The organism is Chryseobacterium fluminis (genome assembly GCF_026314945.1).
Taxonomy (GTDB): domain Bacteria; phylum Bacteroidota; class Bacteroidia; order Flavobacteriales; family Weeksellaceae; genus Chryseobacterium; species Chryseobacterium fluminis.
In genome coordinates this window covers 450,362-467,223 of the sequence record NZ_CP111121.1, presented here as the reverse complement: position 1 = coordinate 467,223, position 16,862 = coordinate 450,362, and the positions used below count along the sequence as shown (strand labels likewise).

20 protein-coding genes are annotated in these 16,862 nt (G+C 37.0%); 7 read left to right on the top strand and 13 right to left on the bottom strand.

All coding sequences use genetic code 11. The annotated features are described in order from the left end of the window. Positions 1-7 precede the first annotated feature (7 nt). The 8 genes from ODZ84_RS02140 to ODZ84_RS02105 form a co-directional block, all read right to left on the bottom strand. On the bottom strand, positions 8-310 hold the full coding sequence (locus ODZ84_RS02140) for a hypothetical protein (protein WP_266175367.1): 303 nt from the start codon (positions 308-310) through the stop codon (positions 8-10). Positions 311-583: 273 nt separating this feature from the next. Further along, entirely contained in the window at positions 584-1,198 is a 615-nt protein-coding gene (locus ODZ84_RS02135; RefSeq protein ID WP_266175366.1) for a Crp/Fnr family transcriptional regulator, read from the bottom strand. 281 nt (positions 1,199-1,479) lie between these two features. Beyond that, entirely contained in the window at positions 1,480-1,737 is a 258-nt protein-coding gene (locus ODZ84_RS02130; RefSeq protein WP_266175365.1) for a hypothetical protein, read from the bottom strand. Positions 1,738-2,032: 295 nt separating this feature from the next. Next, positions 2,033-2,629 (bottom strand): Crp/Fnr family transcriptional regulator, encoded by a 597-nt coding sequence (locus tag ODZ84_RS02125; protein WP_266175364.1) that lies wholly within the window; start codon positions 2,627-2,629, stop codon positions 2,033-2,035. A 4-nt stretch (positions 2,630-2,633) separates the two neighbouring features. Next, complete coding sequence (ytxJ, locus tag ODZ84_RS02120) at positions 2,634-3,011, bottom strand: bacillithiol system redox-active protein YtxJ (protein WP_266175363.1); 378 nt, start codon at positions 3,009-3,011, stop codon at positions 2,634-2,636. Beyond that, positions 3,008-3,466: a DUF1569 domain-containing protein gene (locus tag ODZ84_RS02115; RefSeq protein WP_266175362.1), complete on the bottom strand. Its 459-nt coding sequence runs from the start codon at positions 3,464-3,466 to the stop codon at positions 3,008-3,010. The genes ytxJ and ODZ84_RS02115 overlap by 4 nt, the downstream gene beginning before the upstream one ends. Then, positions 3,463-3,999, bottom strand: coding sequence for a YfiT family bacillithiol transferase (locus ODZ84_RS02110; RefSeq protein ID WP_266175361.1), 537 nt, complete (start codon positions 3,997-3,999; stop codon positions 3,463-3,465). The genes ODZ84_RS02115 and ODZ84_RS02110 overlap by 4 nt, the downstream gene beginning before the upstream one ends. Positions 4,000-4,149: 150 nt before the next feature. Continuing rightward, complete coding sequence (locus tag ODZ84_RS02105) at positions 4,150-5,292, bottom strand: DEAD/DEAH box helicase (RefSeq protein WP_266175360.1); 1,143 nt, start codon at positions 5,290-5,292, stop codon at positions 4,150-4,152. A 243-nt stretch (positions 5,293-5,535) separates the two neighbouring features. Here ODZ84_RS02105 and pncA point away from each other — a divergent pair, with 243 nt between their 5' ends. Further along, positions 5,536-6,141: a bifunctional nicotinamidase/pyrazinamidase gene (pncA, locus tag ODZ84_RS02100; RefSeq protein WP_266175359.1), complete on the top strand. Its 606-nt coding sequence runs from the start codon at positions 5,536-5,538 to the stop codon at positions 6,139-6,141. 145 nt (positions 6,142-6,286) lie between these two features. Here pncA and ODZ84_RS02095 read toward each other — a convergent pair whose 3' ends face one another. Then, positions 6,287-7,441, bottom strand: a complete 1,155-nt coding sequence (locus ODZ84_RS02095; RefSeq protein ID WP_266175358.1) for a pseudouridine synthase — start codon at positions 7,439-7,441, stop codon at positions 6,287-6,289. 103 nt (positions 7,442-7,544) lie between these two features. Between ODZ84_RS02095 and aroB the strand changes: the two genes are divergently transcribed. The 6 genes from aroB (at position 7,545) to ODZ84_RS02065 (ending at position 13,384) form a co-directional block, all read left to right on the top strand. Beyond that, positions 7,545-8,591, top strand: a complete 1,047-nt coding sequence (aroB, locus tag ODZ84_RS02090; RefSeq protein WP_266175357.1) for a 3-dehydroquinate synthase — start codon at positions 7,545-7,547, stop codon at positions 8,589-8,591. Between the two features lie 458 nt (positions 8,592-9,049). Further along, complete coding sequence (locus ODZ84_RS02085; protein WP_266175356.1) at positions 9,050-9,688, top strand: porin family protein; 639 nt, start codon at positions 9,050-9,052, stop codon at positions 9,686-9,688. Between the two features lie 217 nt (positions 9,689-9,905). After that, entirely contained in the window at positions 9,906-10,487 is a 582-nt protein-coding gene (locus ODZ84_RS02080) for a porin family protein (protein WP_266175355.1), read from the top strand. Positions 10,488-10,766: 279 nt separating this feature from the next. Next, positions 10,767-11,387 (top strand): porin family protein, encoded by a 621-nt coding sequence (locus ODZ84_RS02075; RefSeq protein ID WP_266175354.1) that lies wholly within the window; start codon positions 10,767-10,769, stop codon positions 11,385-11,387. A 292-nt stretch (positions 11,388-11,679) separates the two neighbouring features. Then, positions 11,680-12,354, top strand: a complete 675-nt coding sequence (locus ODZ84_RS02070) for a porin family protein (RefSeq protein ID WP_266175353.1) — start codon at positions 11,680-11,682, stop codon at positions 12,352-12,354. A gap of 316 nt (positions 12,355-12,670) precedes the next feature. After that, positions 12,671-13,384, top strand: coding sequence for a porin family protein (locus ODZ84_RS02065; RefSeq protein ID WP_266175352.1), 714 nt, complete (start codon positions 12,671-12,673; stop codon positions 13,382-13,384). An 83-nt stretch (positions 13,385-13,467) separates the two neighbouring features. Here ODZ84_RS02065 and purF read toward each other — a convergent pair whose 3' ends face one another. The 4 genes from purF to ODZ84_RS02045 form a co-directional block, all read right to left on the bottom strand. Then, positions 13,468-14,967: an amidophosphoribosyltransferase gene (gene purF, locus ODZ84_RS02060; protein ID WP_266175351.1), complete on the bottom strand. Its 1,500-nt coding sequence runs from the start codon at positions 14,965-14,967 to the stop codon at positions 13,468-13,470. Between the two features lie 200 nt (positions 14,968-15,167). Beyond that, positions 15,168-15,338 (bottom strand): four helix bundle protein, encoded by a 171-nt coding sequence (locus ODZ84_RS23565; protein ID WP_408612369.1) that lies wholly within the window; start codon positions 15,336-15,338, stop codon positions 15,168-15,170. Positions 15,339-15,425: 87 nt separating this feature from the next. Continuing rightward, a complete protein-coding gene (gene purC, locus ODZ84_RS02050; RefSeq protein ID WP_266175350.1) occupies positions 15,426-16,145 on the bottom strand; it encodes a phosphoribosylaminoimidazolesuccinocarboxamide synthase in 720 nt (239 codons plus the stop codon). A gap of 21 nt (positions 16,146-16,166) precedes the next feature. Beyond that, positions 16,167-16,862: a DUF3307 domain-containing protein gene (locus ODZ84_RS02045; RefSeq protein ID WP_266175349.1), complete on the bottom strand. Its 696-nt coding sequence runs from the start codon at positions 16,860-16,862 to the stop codon at positions 16,167-16,169.

The following is a 16,862-nucleotide window of genomic DNA, read 5'->3' as shown; positions in this document are numbered from 1 at the left end:
ACGTTTATTAATTATCAGAAATTTTCATATACTTTTCAAAATAATGCAGATCATCTTTGTCCCTTATTGAAAGGTAAAACATCACCTGCTCCGGTTTCTTCATTCCGATACTGCCGAAGCTGTCAAAATGGGCAATGAGCGCCTGAATATTCTCTATCTCTATATCTTTTAAAATAATAAACAGTAAAAAAATATTCTGTTTTATTTCTTTGGCGTAGATGGCAGAACCTTCTTCAAACCATTTCCCGGCATTGTCCACCTTGATGAACTGATCCTGTTTCAATGATCTCACGATTCTCTTACAATCCATATTGATATTTTGAATGATGAATAACTTTATTTGAACAGCAGGATCAGGCTTATGATGTACAATAACTCCTCCTTATGTTATCTCTAAACCGATAGACAGCCCGCATAAATTCTTCCCATTGCCGTATGCATTTGGCACTGCACAACAACTCGACTCCTAGGTGAAGAATTACAAATTATAATCCCAAAAAGTACAAACGGAATTATAATTTTTATTATCATTACCTCAAATATAAACAATTAGAAATCAAATAACTATGACCACAGTCACATATTAGAAAAAAATCACTCTTTTTTCAAACTTAAGTGAATTTTCCTGTTCCATTTTTTTAAGGGTGCGGATTACAGTCTCCACTCTCAGTCCTGTAAAGTCAGCAATCTGCTGTCGCGTCAGCTTTACAGGAAAAGAAAATGCGGAACAATCCTCCTGAAAGCTTTTGAGATAATCCATCAAACCTCTGATCCTGATAACAGGACTGGCCGATGCGATACTCTGCATCATGATCATTTTATGATATACCCTGTGAGAAAGGCAGCTGTTCATCTCAAATGAAATTTCCGGGTTTTCCTTGAGGATAGAAAAAAGCTTATTTTTGGGTAGTTTTATAACAGTACACGGGGTAAGCGTATAAGCATTCATCGGATAGGTTTTCTCTACAAAAAGGCATGCATCGCCAAAACTCTGATTTTCTCCCAGAATATTATGAACAAACTCTTTTCCGTCTTCATTATAGTGGTTAAGCTTTATTGTTCCTTCGACGATCTGCCAATAATACAAAGGTTTGTCTCCGCTACGAAAAATAAAATCCTTTGAATTGTAATTTTTAATTTCACCGCCATTTGATTTCAGAAGATCTTCATCAATCTTCATGCAGCTTATTGTTTTCATAGTTGTATGGTTTTTATATTAAAGCTCATTGAAAATTCTTTTTTATGAACTGCACATGATCATCTGTTTGTGATTTCAAAATTTAACATTTATGATGTGAAATTTCTTAAAAAGATCATTAAATGATCCTACTTTCCTCTGAAAACAACCTCTGCAAGAAGTGAACCGTATTCATTCTTATAAACGTTAAAATGTGTTAATTTCCTTAATTTCATCAATATAAAAACAAAAAAAATATCCGCCTTTTCAGGTGGATATTTTTAAATGCAGTAAAATATACTTTATTTTCTGGTTACAGCAGTATCTCTGGTATCCTGTGCACTGTTCGCAGCATTAATTTTAGAATTAGATGTTGGAGAAACAGCAGTGTCTGCTGTAGCAGTAGTTGCAGTAGTTGCGGTATCAGTAGTTGCAGGCATCGTTGTCATTGTATCAGCTGCAGCTGTATCTACATTTGAATCAACACTGTTTTCAGTACTTTTTTTACAACTTACGACTAGTAAGCCAGCGACAAGGCCTAATGTTAGGATGTTTTTCATAATATTTATTTTTGTAATGTGAAATGTCAGAAATCTTTTATATTTAATTTTATGACTGCCCAAAAGTACACAAACCTACTGCTGGCAGATATGATTCTGATCATATTTAAAACATTTTTTTATAAACGATATTGTTCTGCACCATAAAGATACTGCCTTTCATTATTCCGCTGACTATACGTTTACATTATTAAGGGAAATCACGAAATCAACCGTTGCCACAGAATAGATTACCTATCGACAGAACGCTGAGAACAGATATTGTAACATCATTCTTCCGGTTCCGTTCCTTTGCTTATTTATTGTCCGTAACAAAATTTTTCCGGGCCAGTTCTTTTCTGACCCTGCTTAAGCTTTCAGGAGTGATTCCAAGATAAGAAGCGATCATCCATTGGGGAACCCTTAACAGCAGATCAGGATACATCCTGATGAATTTCATGTAACGTTCTTCTGCGGTCTCCCCCAGTAAAGAATTGATCCTGTCCTGAAGGCTTTTAATATGTTTCTGGACCAGAATATCACTTTTTTCAAGACTGTTTGGAAACTCTCCGACCAGCTTACTGATAAAATCCGGATGCAGCATAAGAATTTCAGAATCTTCTACCGCTTCGATATAATAAATGGATTTTTCATTAAAGTAAAGACTGCTCCGGTCTGAAATCAGCCAGCTCTCCGGAGCAAACTGTATAATATGTTCCTTCCCGTTTTTATCAATAGAATACATTTTCAAAAGCCCTTTTTCTACAAAATAAATATGTCTGCAGACCTCACCATATTGTAAAACAAATTGGTTTTTAGGGATCTTTTTCACTTCATAATGTAAACTGCAAAGATTTACCTTTTCCAGAGGGACGTCCAGGACTTTTGCCAGGTAATTATTAATATTTTTCATTCTCTTATACAAGCTGGCTTAAGGAAATATCCTGGTGAGAAGCATTGTTAATGGCTTTTCCGTTTTCCAAGACGATGAATTGCGGACTTTCGTGCCGGATCCCGAAATCTTCTGCAATCTTATTGGAAAGAGGCCGGTGAGCCAGCAGGTCCAGATAGTAAACTACCGGATTTCCGTCCTGTCCTTCAAGTTCTTTTTCAAAATTTCTCAAGACCGTCTTACTGATAAAGCAGCTTGTCGAATGTTTGAAAATACCGATTTTATGTTGATAAGAGGCTTCAATAGCAGCCTTCAGATCTTCTTCATTTTCTATATTTTTCCAAAAAGATTTCTGTTCAGAATCTTCCTGCTTACCGCCAAATATTTTATCAAAAAAACTCATACTTTAAATTGTTTTAGGTGATGGTGAAGATGTTTATATTCCAAAAATCCCCAGTCTTTTTCTCTCATCTTTCCAAAAAGAACATGCCTGTCAGGCAGATTATTGTTCTGATAAGCAAACCAATACTCTTCCAGTGTTTTCAGCAAGCCTTTTCTGGAATCATTAAAATCACACTCAAAATTAATGATTAGTTTTTGAAAAGTAGGCATATTTCTGGGAATTCCGTTATTGAAAATCTGCATTTCTTTTTTCGTTAAAAATCCTATGGCTTCAAAAAGAGGATTAATCTTCGGAATATCAATCTTTTTCAAGGCAATCTGCAGAACAAGGTCACAATGTCTGAGCATCTGGGCGGCATTCATTTTCCCCCATTTTCCTGAGGAATTTTCTGAAAGTCTGGAAATACGGGTTACTATCTCTTCAAAAAACAAGCGGTTGTGAAGTGTTTTTCTCACCAGCCTCTTTCGGTTTTCAGGTTTTCGATGTGGGCATAATGATGGTTGCAATGCCAGGCATACATCGCCAGATAAAATCTCAGATTATTGCTTTTACGATGTTCAGGATGATTAAACGTTCTTTCGAACTGTTTGTTGGTTAAGCTTTTAAGCAATGCCACCCATCTCTGATGAGTTCCTTTAATCATTCTCATCGCAGGTTTTACAGGCATATTGATGCTGTCCTGCAATTCAGCCCATCGGGCTTCATCGTAGGGTTTTATGGTAGGGTTCTCTTCGGTTAAAGCCAGTTTAAAACGCATAAAACTGTTGATGTGGCTGTCCGCAAGATGATTCACGAGCTGTCTTACGGTCCATCCGCCTTCACGATACGGAGTGTCTAACTGATCATCTGAAAAATCCTCGATAAGATTTTTTAATCTGCCCGGAAAATCCCTGATCACTTTTATATGCTCATCAAGCATGATGTCACAGATGTTTTCAGGAGCCTCAAACGGACCTATCGGAAATTTCTTTTTTTCTAAATCGCTCATTATATTCGTTTTAATTCTGTTATATCACAGGAAATCATCTTTTGTAAATGTATCAAAAAAACACTGATTCTGACAGAACTGAAGTTTAAATTCATCATTAAAAAAGCTTCAGTTCTGTTAGACTGAAGCTTGTATGATGAAGTGGGCTGATTAATAACCATGTAGGTCAATGCCTTCCGTTCGCTGTAAAGTTACCCTCTTTCCCATTTTCTTTTGAATGACCCTGAAGTGCTGTAATTCATCATCCGTAAGAATGCTGATGGCAGTCCCCTTTTCATGGGCACGGCCTGTTCTTCCGATCCGGTGAACATAATCTAAAGGGGAGCGTGGTAATTCATAGTTGATGACACAAGGCAGCGCATCAATGTGGATACCACGGCCAATTAAGTCGGTAGCGACTAAGATCTGAGCACCATTTACCCTGAATTCTTCCAGATTATTTCTACGGGCACCCTGCGATTTCTGGCTGTGAATAGCCACCGCTTTTATTTTGTTTTTTTTCAGTTTTTCGACTAAATTATCCGCAGCTCTGGTAGATGAAACAAAGATCAGTGCTTTCTCCACTTTTTTTTCTTTGATCAGATAACGCAGAAAAGGTCCTTTGTTTTCCGGAGAAACATGATAAGCCAGCTGTTCGATATGATCAATTTCCACTTCCTGTTTCCTGATCTCAATGATCACCGGGTCAATCGCTAAACGTTCCTTCATCTCAGAAACTTTATCATTGAGCGTAGCTGAAAATAAAGTGGTCTGTTTTATCACCGGCATTAAGGAAAACAGTTTATTCATTTCCTCCTCAAATCCCAGCTGAAACATTTTATCTGCTTCATCAATCACCAAATGCTGAATTTCTGAAATACTTAACGCGTTATGATCTATCAAATCCAGCAAACGTCCCGGTGTGGCAATTAGAACTTCCACGCCAAAAAGGCCTTTCATCTGCGGATTAATTGAAACTCCACCATATACAGCCATGGTACGGATCTCACGCTTCAGATTTTCTGTAAACGCCCTGAAAACCTCATCGATCTGGATGGCCAGTTCACGGGTTGGTACCAATATCAGCACCTGAACATTACGGTCCTTTTTTACTTCTCCATTCTGTAATTTTTCTAATATCGGCATCACAAAACAGGCGGTTTTTCCGGATCCGGTCTGTGCAATACCCATCAGATCCTTCCCTTGTAAGATCACAGGAACAGCCTGCTCCTGAATAGGAAATGGCTTAAGATAGCCTAGCTTGTTAACCGAGCGAATAATATGGTGTGATAATCCTAAAGACTCAAATGACATAAAAATACTTATTTGGTGCAAAGATAAGCTATTGGCATTTGGTTTATCTGAAAATTAACATCAGGCTGTAAAAATTTTGTTAAACAGATAAAGATACTTTACCATCTCTAGCTGCTTTTTAAGGTTGATAAAACATCAGCCAGAGTTATCGCTGTCAATGCCTTTTTGTCCGACATTTTTAATTTGGATATATTTTTGAAGAATAGTTTTTATATTTTTATCAAAAATTCGAGAAATCAAAATATGAAAAAAGCGTTAATCGTCGTAGATGTACAGAATGATTTTTGCGAAGGTGGTGCATTAGCAGTTCCGGGAGCGAATGAAGTGATTCCCTATATTAATCTCCTCATGGAAGATAATGAGTATGATCAGATCATTTTAACACAGGACTGGCATCCTTCCAATCATAAAAGTTTCGCCAGCAATAATGGCAGGAAAATCGGAGAAAGCATTATTTTAAATGGTGTACCGCAGTTTATGTGGCCGGATCACTGTGTTCAGGGAACCTCCGGAGCCGAGTTCCATAAAGATCTGAACAGAGATAAGGTGACGCACATTGTACAAAAAGGAAAAAATACTGAAATTGATTCATACAGCGGTTTTCAGGATAATAATCACTTTATGAAAACCGGGTTGGATGATTTCTTAAAATATCACGAAATTCAGCTGGTGGAAATCGTAGGTCTTGCGATGGATTACTGCGTGAAATTTACCTGTACCGATGCTGTGGCCAACGGATATGTAACCTGCCTTCATTTCAACGGAACACGCGCTGTCAACGTAAAACCGGATAATGGCAGAGATGCGATTTATGAAATGATCCAGAAAGGGGTAACCGTTTTAGGTTAATTCTTTTTCAGTTAATAAAAGAACTCACATAAAAAAGACGTAGAAGTCAGTCTCTACGTCTTTTTTTATTTTAAGCTCAAAATAAACTTTATAAGGGATCAAATTATGAGCAATGGTAAAATTCATCACTCATCACTTATCACTGTTAAAGCATTTTCAGATTATTCACTTCCAGTTCTGTAAGAATTCTCCAGTGTCCTCTTTTGATGTTCTTCTTCGTTAATCCTGCAAACATAACTCTGTCTAATGCCTCTACTTCGTATCCTAATCTTTGGAAAATCCTTCTGATCACACGGTTCCAGCCGATGTGGATTTCTATTCCGATCTCATTCTTTGGTTTTCCTTCGATAAAAGAGATCTGATCCACTACCGCTATTCCTTCATCCAGACGGATACCTTCAGCAATCAGCTTCATGTCTTCGTTCGTCAGTTTCTTATCCAGCGTCACATGATAAATCTTTTTGGCATCAAATGACGGATGCGTTAATTTTTTGGTCATGTGCCCGTCATTCGTCAAAAGAATTACTCCGGTTGTAGAACGGTCCAGTCTACCTACCGGAAAAACACGGTAAGGAGAAGCATTAGCAACTAAATCCATCACCGTTTTTCTTGCTTTGTCATCCTTAGTAGTGGAAATATATCCTTTGGGTTTATTTAAAAGTACATACACCGGCTTTTCAGGAGTAATATTCTGTCCGTCAAAAACCACCTTATCCACTTTCTGAACCTGGTATCCCATCTCCGTAACCACTTTTCCGTTAACTTCTACAAGTCCCTGAGTGATTAATTCGTCTGCTTCTCTCCTGCTGCAGATTCCGGAATTGGCAATATATTTATTAAGACGGATTGTATCTTTATGAATATCTTTCTCTATTTTATTCAGTCTTCTTTTCTGCACAAAAGATTTTGCGCCATCCTGATTTCTGTCATCTCCGCTTCCCGGCCTTCTTCCGTATTTTAAACTGCCTCTTTCATATTTATCTCTGGTGTCAAAACTTTTTGTTGGTCTGCTTCCTCCTCTTTTCGGAGCAGATTTGGCAAATGGCTTCTTTTCCTCACCCGGATTGGTAATAAAAGGCTCTTGTTCGGTTTTTCCAAATTTCTTATCCATACGGGCCTGGTAACTTGTGTCACCACTTCTTTTTGAATCAGAATTTCTCTCTCCGGCCTTTGGGAATGGTTTTTTGAAAGGTTTAGATCCTGAAGAATTTCCGGATCTAGAAGCACGAGAATCATCAGAATTATTTCTTGTTGAAGTTCTTGGTCTTTTTGGTTTTCCTGAATTATTGTCTCTGCTCATGCTAAAATATTTTTGCAAAGATAGTAATTTAGTTACGAGTTAAAAATTAAGAATCATAACTTTGCCATATAGTTTTAATTCTAACGTCATAGACAAACCGAAAATGATAACAATAGCAGATGATAATTTTTCTCAGTTAAACGACTTTTTACAAGAAAAAACTTTCAGCAAAATCTTTATTTTAGTTGATGAAAATACACACGAATATTGTCTTCCTGTTCTTTTAGGGAACCTGGAAACCGATCTCGCCTTTGAGATCCTGGAAATTGAGGCGGGTGAAGAAATGAAAAATATTCAGACGGCCAATCAGCTTTGGGAAATACTGACGGAAATGCAGGCAGACAGGAAAGCGCTTGTTATTAATCTTGGCGGTGGTGTCATTACCGATATGGGAGGTTTCGTAGCTTCTACCTATAAAAGAGGAATTAAATTTATTAATATTCCTACTACGCTGTTGTCCATGTGTGATGCTTCTATAGGAGGTAAAACAGGTATCGACCTGATGCATTTCAAAAATATGGTGGGAACATTTGCATTTCCTGAAAAAATATTCGTTTATCCTAAGTTTTTAGAAACCCTTCCTTTTAAAGAATTGCGGAGCGGATTTGCAGAGATGTTGAAGCATGGCTTAATTGCCGATAAAAAACATTGGGAAGCTCTTATTCAGATTCAGAAGCTGGATGCAGAATCGCTTGTACCCTGTATTCAGCAGTCAATGGACATCAAACAGGAAGTGGTACAGCAGGATTTTTATGAGCAGAATATCCGTAAAAGTTTGAATTTCGGCCATACCATCGGCCATGCAGTAGAAAGCTTATGTCTGGAACAAGGCAATCCTGTACTTCACGGTGAAGCGGTAGCGGCAGGAATGATCTGTGAAGCCCATCTCTCCTATCTTGAAGGATTGGTATCGGAGGAAGACCAGTCAATCATTGTGGACAATATTCGGAGATACTATCCTTATTTAGATATCAGCGATTTCAAAGATGAGGAAATCACCGCATTTTTATTAAATGACAAAAAAAATACGGAAAACAAAATTAATTTCTCGCTGATTACCGGTATAGGATCATGTGGATTTGATATCCGCTGCAGCGATAAAAATATTGTCAAAGCAATACATTTCTACAGAAAACTGATTGATAATTAATCATCGCTTTCACCATATATTATATAGTGTTGGAACAATTACCCGCAGACTAACCCTGCGGGTACTACAGTGTCAGGAATGTGACAGCTATGATATCGATTATCTTAAATTATAACCGGTCTTGTTTCTTATCGAAAAAATAGATAAGGTTTTCAATAAGGTTTCAATTATCAATCTGACGTCAATTCATAGCTGATTGCCACTTTTTCAGTTTCACAGTAAATGCAAAATATCCGACGGTATGAATATCATAATCTGTCCTGCATCATTATTTACAAACAAGTGTTTAATTTTTACTCCGTGAGTATCAGTATTTTAAACGAAATTAATTATTTATCAAAGCTGTTTCTGATGAAAAATATCAACTTTGGCAAACAATTTGAAAGATACTCTGCGTCAAACGGAACATTTGGCAGTAGTAAAATTTAGAACAAGAAAGTAAATTAAAAAAATAAGTTATGAAAAAGTTAATTTTAGGATTAGCAGTAACAGCAGGTTCATTGGCTTTTGCTCAACAGACACCTGTAACCTCATCTAGTCCGGTAGCATTTGGTGTTAAAGCTGGAATGAACGTATCTTCTATTACTAATGACAGCGGTCTTGATGATCAGGGCTCAAAAATAGGATTCAATGCAGGTGTTTTTGCCAATATTCCTATTGCAAGCTCTTTCAGTATTCAGCCAGAGGTTTTATACTCTCAGTACGGAGATAAATACGACCAGACCGTTCTGGGAACAAGATATTCTTCTTCCAGACATCTTGACTATATTGCCGTACCGGTAATGTTTCAGTACAACGTAATTCCAAACCTTTATTTAGAAGCAGGCCCTGAATTCGGATTTATGGTGAATGCTAAGAATAAAGCAAAAAATGAAACGAATAACGAAACAATTTCAGAATCCGGTGATTATAAAGACAGCCTAAACAAATTCAATTTTGGTATCGGAATCGGGGCCGGATATTATTTTACGGATAATATCGGAATCACCGCAAGATATGTTGCCGGTCTTACTGATATAGCCAAAGACAGACCCAGCGGATCTGATGCAATCAGAAACAACGTATTTCAGGTTGGTTTAGCTTTTAAATTCAGATAAGCCAGTCTTAACAACATTCATGTAACAAATTTTAATTCAATAGAAGATCAGGTTTATTCGTAAGCCTGATTTTTTTATTACCCGTCAGGAGCCGCTTAGTTCGGGATTGTATACTTCACCAGACTCAGAAATTTCATGTAATCATCAATAATTTTCAAGAAGAAATTCTTATTTTTGCGAAAACGAACTGATCGTTTATATTAATACTATAATAACTATGAAAAAATTATTTCTGGGACTGGCTATCTCTGCCGGCTCACTTATTTTTGCACAGGAAACAGTGAAAACCAGCACCTCTCCCGTAAAATTCGGCATTAAAGCAGGACTTAATGTTTCTTCAGTCAATGCCGATGATTCTAAAGCAAAAGCAGGAATTTACGGTGGATTTTTTGCGAATATTCCTGTTGCTACTTCATTCAGTGTTCAGCCTGAACTTTTATACAACGGAATGGGGGCAAAACACAAAGATCTTTCTGATGTAAGGCTGAATCTTGATTATATTTCAATACCGGTGATGCTGCAGTACAATATCCTTCCTGAGCTATATCTGGAAGCAGGTCCTCAATTCAGTTTTGCCATTAACAGAAAGATCAAGGGTGACGGCGGATCTGCAGACGTGCAGAACTTTTACAAAGGATTTGATTTTGGGGTTGGCCTGGGTGCCGGATATTATTTTGCTCAGGGATTCGGGCTTACGGCCAGATTTGTTGCAGGAGCTACTGATATCATCGAAAACAATAATAATAACGATGCTGTAAGAAACAGTGTTTTCCAGATTGGGATTGCTTATAAGTTTTAACCATTTTAAATAATCAATAAAAAAGGCCGGGTTTCATTGTAAACCCGGCCTTTTTAATGTTAAAAAAAATATAAAAATTTTAATTTTCTATATTTATTATATTCTAATTGATAATTTAAACGAGATAGTAATTTTTTACTATATATTTTTATTAAAACTAATTAAATAACGAATTTTAATTTTTCAATGAATCCTGTATATACCTGTATATTAATCATTTGGCAGGCGTTTTGTTGAATAATTCAAATCACCTTGAAATAAAAATTAATTAAATACATTATGACGAAATTATTTTTAAGCTTAGCTGTTACAGTTAGCACATTAGTATTGGCACAGGAAAATACTAAACCTACGTCTTCTCCGGTTTCATTTGGATTAAAGGCAGGTTTTAATCTTTCCAGAGTTTCCTCAGATTATGCAGAATTCAAAGCCGGATTTAATGGCGGGGCATTTGTAAACATTCCTGTATCATCAAAATTCAGCGTTCAGCCGGAAGTCATTTATAACGGATTGGGTGCACAGCATTATACGTATTATTACTACTCTGATTATTATGCGTATTATGTGGATTATACAGATGCCCGATTAAATCTTGATTACATTTCAGTACCTGTTATGTTGCAGTACAATATCCTGCCTGAGCTTTATGTGGAAGCAGGACCACAATTTGGGTTTTTAGTGGGTACTCATGTACGGGTTAATGGAGAATCTGTAAAAGTTAAAAAAGATTACGAGGGGTTTGATTTTGGAATCGGCTTAGGAGTAGGATATTATTTTACACCCAATATAGGTATTACCGGACGATATACTGCGGGGATAACTGATATTCTTAAAAACAACCCCGGAAGTTCCGTAAGAAATAATGCATTCCAGATAGGGATGGCATACAATTTCAGATAACAGATTTACTTTCAATAGAAAAAGCCGGGCCTCTGTGAGACCGGCTTTTTCGTATTAAAAAATATTTTTGCAAAATTATGTTTTCATCTACAAACTGGTTTCGGTGGAAAGTTTTAATATCGTAATAATTTCCTGTTAATTTTTTTTCATAAATCAACAATTAGGCTGTAATTTAAAATTTGAAATTTCTGTCATCACCTGGGTATCTGATTATCTATGAGTATTTTGGCAGGAATCTTGCCAGGTAGTTGAAATCTGATTAAGAAAACAAATGATAGTAAATACAAAAATTATGAAGAAATTATTTCTAGGACTTGCCATGACAGCAGGAGCATTATTGTCTGCACAGCAAACATCAGGACCGGCAGGAACAGGACCTGTTAGATTTGGTATCAAGGCTGGTGCTAATGCGGCTTCTTTTAATGAGCAAAAGTTCGGTACCAATGTCATGAAGCTGGGATTATACGGTGGCGTCTATGCCGACTTCCCTATTTCTCAACTTTTCAGTTTTCAGCCGGAAGTATTATACAGTCAGATGGGCGCGGAAAGTGTTGATATAGAGAAAACGGAAGTTGATGAAAATATTAAAGGATCAAAAGTTTCTTTAAATTATATTTCTGTTCCGCTGATGCTTCAGATAAGGCCGGGCAAAAGATTTTATATAGAAGCAGGACCCGAGTTCAGCTACTTTCTAAATGGAAAATCCGAGGGAGAAAAAGCAGTGACCACCGTTGTAAATGGCGTTACCGTTACCAATAGCGAATCCTTCTCAGAGAATATTCAGAATGATGATATCAACAAGTTTAATGTAGGTCTCGGATTAGGTCTCGGATATTATTTTTCTGACCATTTAGGGATCAATGCAAGATATGTAAATAGTCTGACTGATATTGGCAAGGATAGAGTCGATGGACAGAGTATTGTGACCAACAGAGTATTCCAACTCGGTTTAAATTATAAATTTTAAACGATACACGATAGTCTGCTCTATATGAAACAAGGGTAGAGACTGATTCAAATAAAATAACTGACTTTAATATCAGAAAAGGCTGGATCGATTAATAGAATCCGGTCTTTTCGTTTCTGATTGGCTCATTTTAGCAAAATTTTAGTGTAGCCGGTGATGAACATTAATAGGATATTCAGAATAAATACCAGAATTTATCATATAGAGAATATATCATATTGATAATCAACAATATAATTATTTGGCAAGACTTTTGCAAAATAACTGACGTCCGATTGAAAATCAGGCGGAAGATTAAATAGTAAAATTAAAAATTATGAAGAAGTTATTTCTAGGACTGGCGATGACAGCAGGAACTATGGCATTGGCCCAGGAACAGGTAAAAGAAGTTGTAAAAATAGCAAATGAAAAACCACCGGTTAGATTCGGTATCAAGGCAGGGGCCAATGCCGCTGCTTTCAGTGAGCAGAAACTGAGTATTGATAACCAAAAGATAGGTTTTAATGCCGGGCTTTTTGTTAATATTCCTTTAGCGGATAAAATAAGTTTCCAGCCGGAGGTCTTATATAATCAGATGGGAGCCAAAAGTGTAATTACATCTAATGAAGTAACCACAGGAAGCACGACTGTAAAAACAGAGGCCAACAGTAAAGTGGAACTTAATTATATTTCAGTACCGCTGATGTTCCAGTTCAGACCTGCTAAAAGCTTTTATTTTGAGGCAGGACCTGAATTCAGTTACTTTTTAGATGGTAAAAATAAAGGAGAAACTACGATCACCACCACTAACGGAAGTACCACCGCGACCCAATATGCATCAGCCTCTGAATCCATTGACAAAGATGATATTAAAAAATTTAATGTGGGTTTAGGTTTAGGAGTAGGACTGGATATTACGGACAATCTGGGCATCAATGCCAGATACATAAGCAGTTTGACTCATATTGCTGATAATTCCGATGTTCCGGAAGCCAATAAAAACATCAATACCAACAGGGTATTTCAGCTGGGTTTAAGCTACAAATTTTAAGATAACATAACCTATTAATTTCAATATGAAAAGGTCGGATTTAAAAGCTAAATCCGACCTTTCGTTTTATATGACAGAAAATCCTAACGGAATAATTCTATCTCTTCTCCTTTTTCTACCGGATATTGTTCTGTAAAACATCCGAAACAGTGATTAGAAGAACCTAAAATAACCTTTAAGTTTTCCGTACTCAAAAACTCCAGAGAGTCTACTCCCAAATAGTCCCTGAGCTGCTCAGTAGACATATTTGCTGAAATTAAGTCGTCTTTGGACGGGGTATCAATTCCCAAATAGCACGGTGCAATAATAGGTGGTGAAACACTTCGGAAGTGAATTTCTTTCACCCCGGCATCTTTAAGGATCTTTACCAGTCTTTTGGATGTCGTTCCCCGGACAATGGAATCATCGATAATGACTACCCTCTTCCCTTTGATTTCGGAAATAATAGGATTCAGTTTCAGGTTCACTACCCTTTCTCTCATTTCCTGAGTCGGGACGATGAAACTTCTCCCGATATATCTGTTTTTGATCAGAACCGGGCGGAAAGGGATGCCTGATGCTTTAGAAAAACCAATAGCAGCAGGAACTCCCGAGTCAGGAACCCCGATAACCACATCCGCTTCCACAGGAGCCTGTTCCCAGATTTTCTCTCCCGATTTCTCTCTGATTTCGTAAACATTGATATTTTCCAACGAAGAATCCGGTCTTGCAAAATAGATATACTCGAAAGAACAGATTCTCTGTTTTGCCTTTTCTTCATCTACCATAATCGAATGGAGCCTTCCCGGTTCATTCTCATTGGTATAAATGATCTCTCCCGGTAAAATATCACGCACATACTGAGCGCCTACGGCATCTAAAGCTACAGATTCAGAAGCTACCACATAAGAATTTTCGTTAATGGCTCCTAAGACCAAAGGTCTGATACCATTGAAATCTCTGAAAGCAAAGAATTTATTTCTTGTCATACCGACCACGGAATAAGCACCTTCAATCTTCTCCATGGTTGCTTTTATCGCTCCACGAAGACCCAGATCAAGATTTTTCTGGATTAATCTTAAGATCACCTCAGAATCCGAAGTTGCCCTGAAAACAACACCTTCAGCTTCCAGTTCCATTTTTAATTCTCTGGCATTGGTCAAGTTACCGTTGTGAGCAATAGAAAGAATAATCTGGTCATATTCGTTTTTCGCGAAAAATGGCTGGAAATTATACTTCTTTTTGTCTCCCGCTGTTGTATAACGGGTGTGCCCGATCGCAGAATTTCCCATGAAAGTTTCCGGATCCTGGATCTCTTTGTAAACATCTAAAACCAATCCTTCATCTTTCATATTGGTGATTTTCCCATCTTTTAAAACGGAAATCCCACAAGCCTCCTGACCTCTGTGCTGTAAAGCAAAAAGCCCAAACTGAGAAAGAGAAAACGTATCGAGATCATTATCGGAATACATTCCGAAGATTCCGCACTCCTCATTCGGAGCATCCAGTCTTTCTTCTTCCTGCGTTCTGAAAAGATTTCTTCCGTAGGTTTGGGTTTCAAACTGTTTTAAATATTCACTTTTATGAATGTCTAAACTTTTCATTTCTATTTTTTCTAAATTAGAAGTTAGATATTAGATGTCAGAAATCAGTCTAAGTTAACTTCAATTATAATTTTAAACGTGTCTTCAATGAATAAATCATTTTCTGTATCTCAGTTAAAAGTGTTTTTAAAGGAACGATGTTGTGTCCGAAATAAAATTTAAATCTATTAACAGCTGTAGCTGAGTCTGCAATTCGTAGGTTAATCCAAACGCAATTCCAAGAAACTGGTAAATTCATTTTTATTATTTCTTCCTGCTCCTTCTGCAATATTTGATGGTATTGAAACAGCACATCTTCTCATCTGAGAAATTAAACCAAATTTTTCTTCATCTGGCAATTCTGAGGTAACCAGATAAACTTCTTTTACCAAAGCCATCGATTTACTCCAAACTTTAAGATGTTCTATCCGGTGCGATTTCATACTAACTTCTAATATCTAACTTCTAACTTCCCAAACTTACTTCTTAAGTACAGTTTTCAGTCTGTTATAGATTTCAACATAGGCTTCAGTTACCTCTCCGAGGTCTCTTCTGAATCTGTCTTTATCTAATTTCTTCATGGTATCTTTATCCCAGAGTCTGCAGGTGTCAGGAGAAATTTCGTCTGCCAGGATGATCTCCCCGTCAGAAGTTTTTCCTAATTCAATTTTGAAGTCAACCAGGATGATATTCATTTTATCAAAAAGATCGATCAGGATCTCATTAATATCGGAAGTAAGTTCATACATCTCATCAAGTTCCTCATACGTTGCCGCCCCTAAAAAGACAGCATGGTGATCATTGATAAGCGGATCTCCCAATTCGTCTTTTTTGTAGCAGATATCGAAAATCGTCACCGGCGATTTGATGCCTTCTTCTACTCCTAATCTTTGAGCCATACTTCCGGCGGAATAGTTTCTTACCACCATTTCCAGAGGAATGATGGATACTTTCTTTACCAATTGCTCTCTTTCGTTCAATTGTTTAATGAAATGAGTCTTAATCCCTTTTTCATTTAAATATTCAAAAATTAAGGTGGTGATGGCATTGTTCATCTCACCTTTAAGATCGACAGACCCTCTTTTTTGAGCATTAAATGCTGTAGCGTCGTCTTTAAAACGTACGACTACCTGATCAGGATTATCGGTAGCAAATACCTGTTTTGCCTTACCTTCGTACAACATTTCTTTCTTTTCCATTTCTTACTAGATTTATTTTTATTATTTAATTAAAATTCCTGTTAAAACAGCCATTCCAAAGCTCAGAAGTGTACCGATGAGTACATACTCCGTTAATTTTCTCTGTTTGGCCTGGGCGAGGTCACTGAACCTGAAAACAGATTTTGCAGCTACCATAAAACCCACGCCCTCCCAGTGATTCACCAGAATAAAAGTGAATACCAGTAAACGTTCTAAAATGCCGATATATTTTCCGGCGCTTGATAAAGATTCGGTCTGCAGATTCCCCGGAGTTTCAGGAGCCGGAGTCCATGAAGACAATAATATCTTAATAAAGATGGATGCAGGGGTCGTCAGAAACAGAGCTGCCATGATTATTTTTAAACTTTCCTGATTTTTAAAGAACTCTAAACTGAATTCTTTGAAATAATAGGAAACTCCTGTAATCACTAAAAGGTGCAGCGTCTGATCGATAAAGAACCAGTTCTTTTTATTTTTAATGGTCTGAAAACTTAATTTTGCAGCATCGATCATATAATGTAAAATTCCTACCAGAACAGCAACCCACCAAAGCTCTACATCCCCGATGAAAATAAAACTTAAGGCAGTATGAATCAAAACATGAAGATACAGATATCCGCTCTTCAGTTTTTTGCTTTCTTTCTCTGCAACCCATGAATTTGGCTGGAGAATAAAGTCTCCAAGTAAATGTGCCAATATGAGTTTAATAAAAATCAT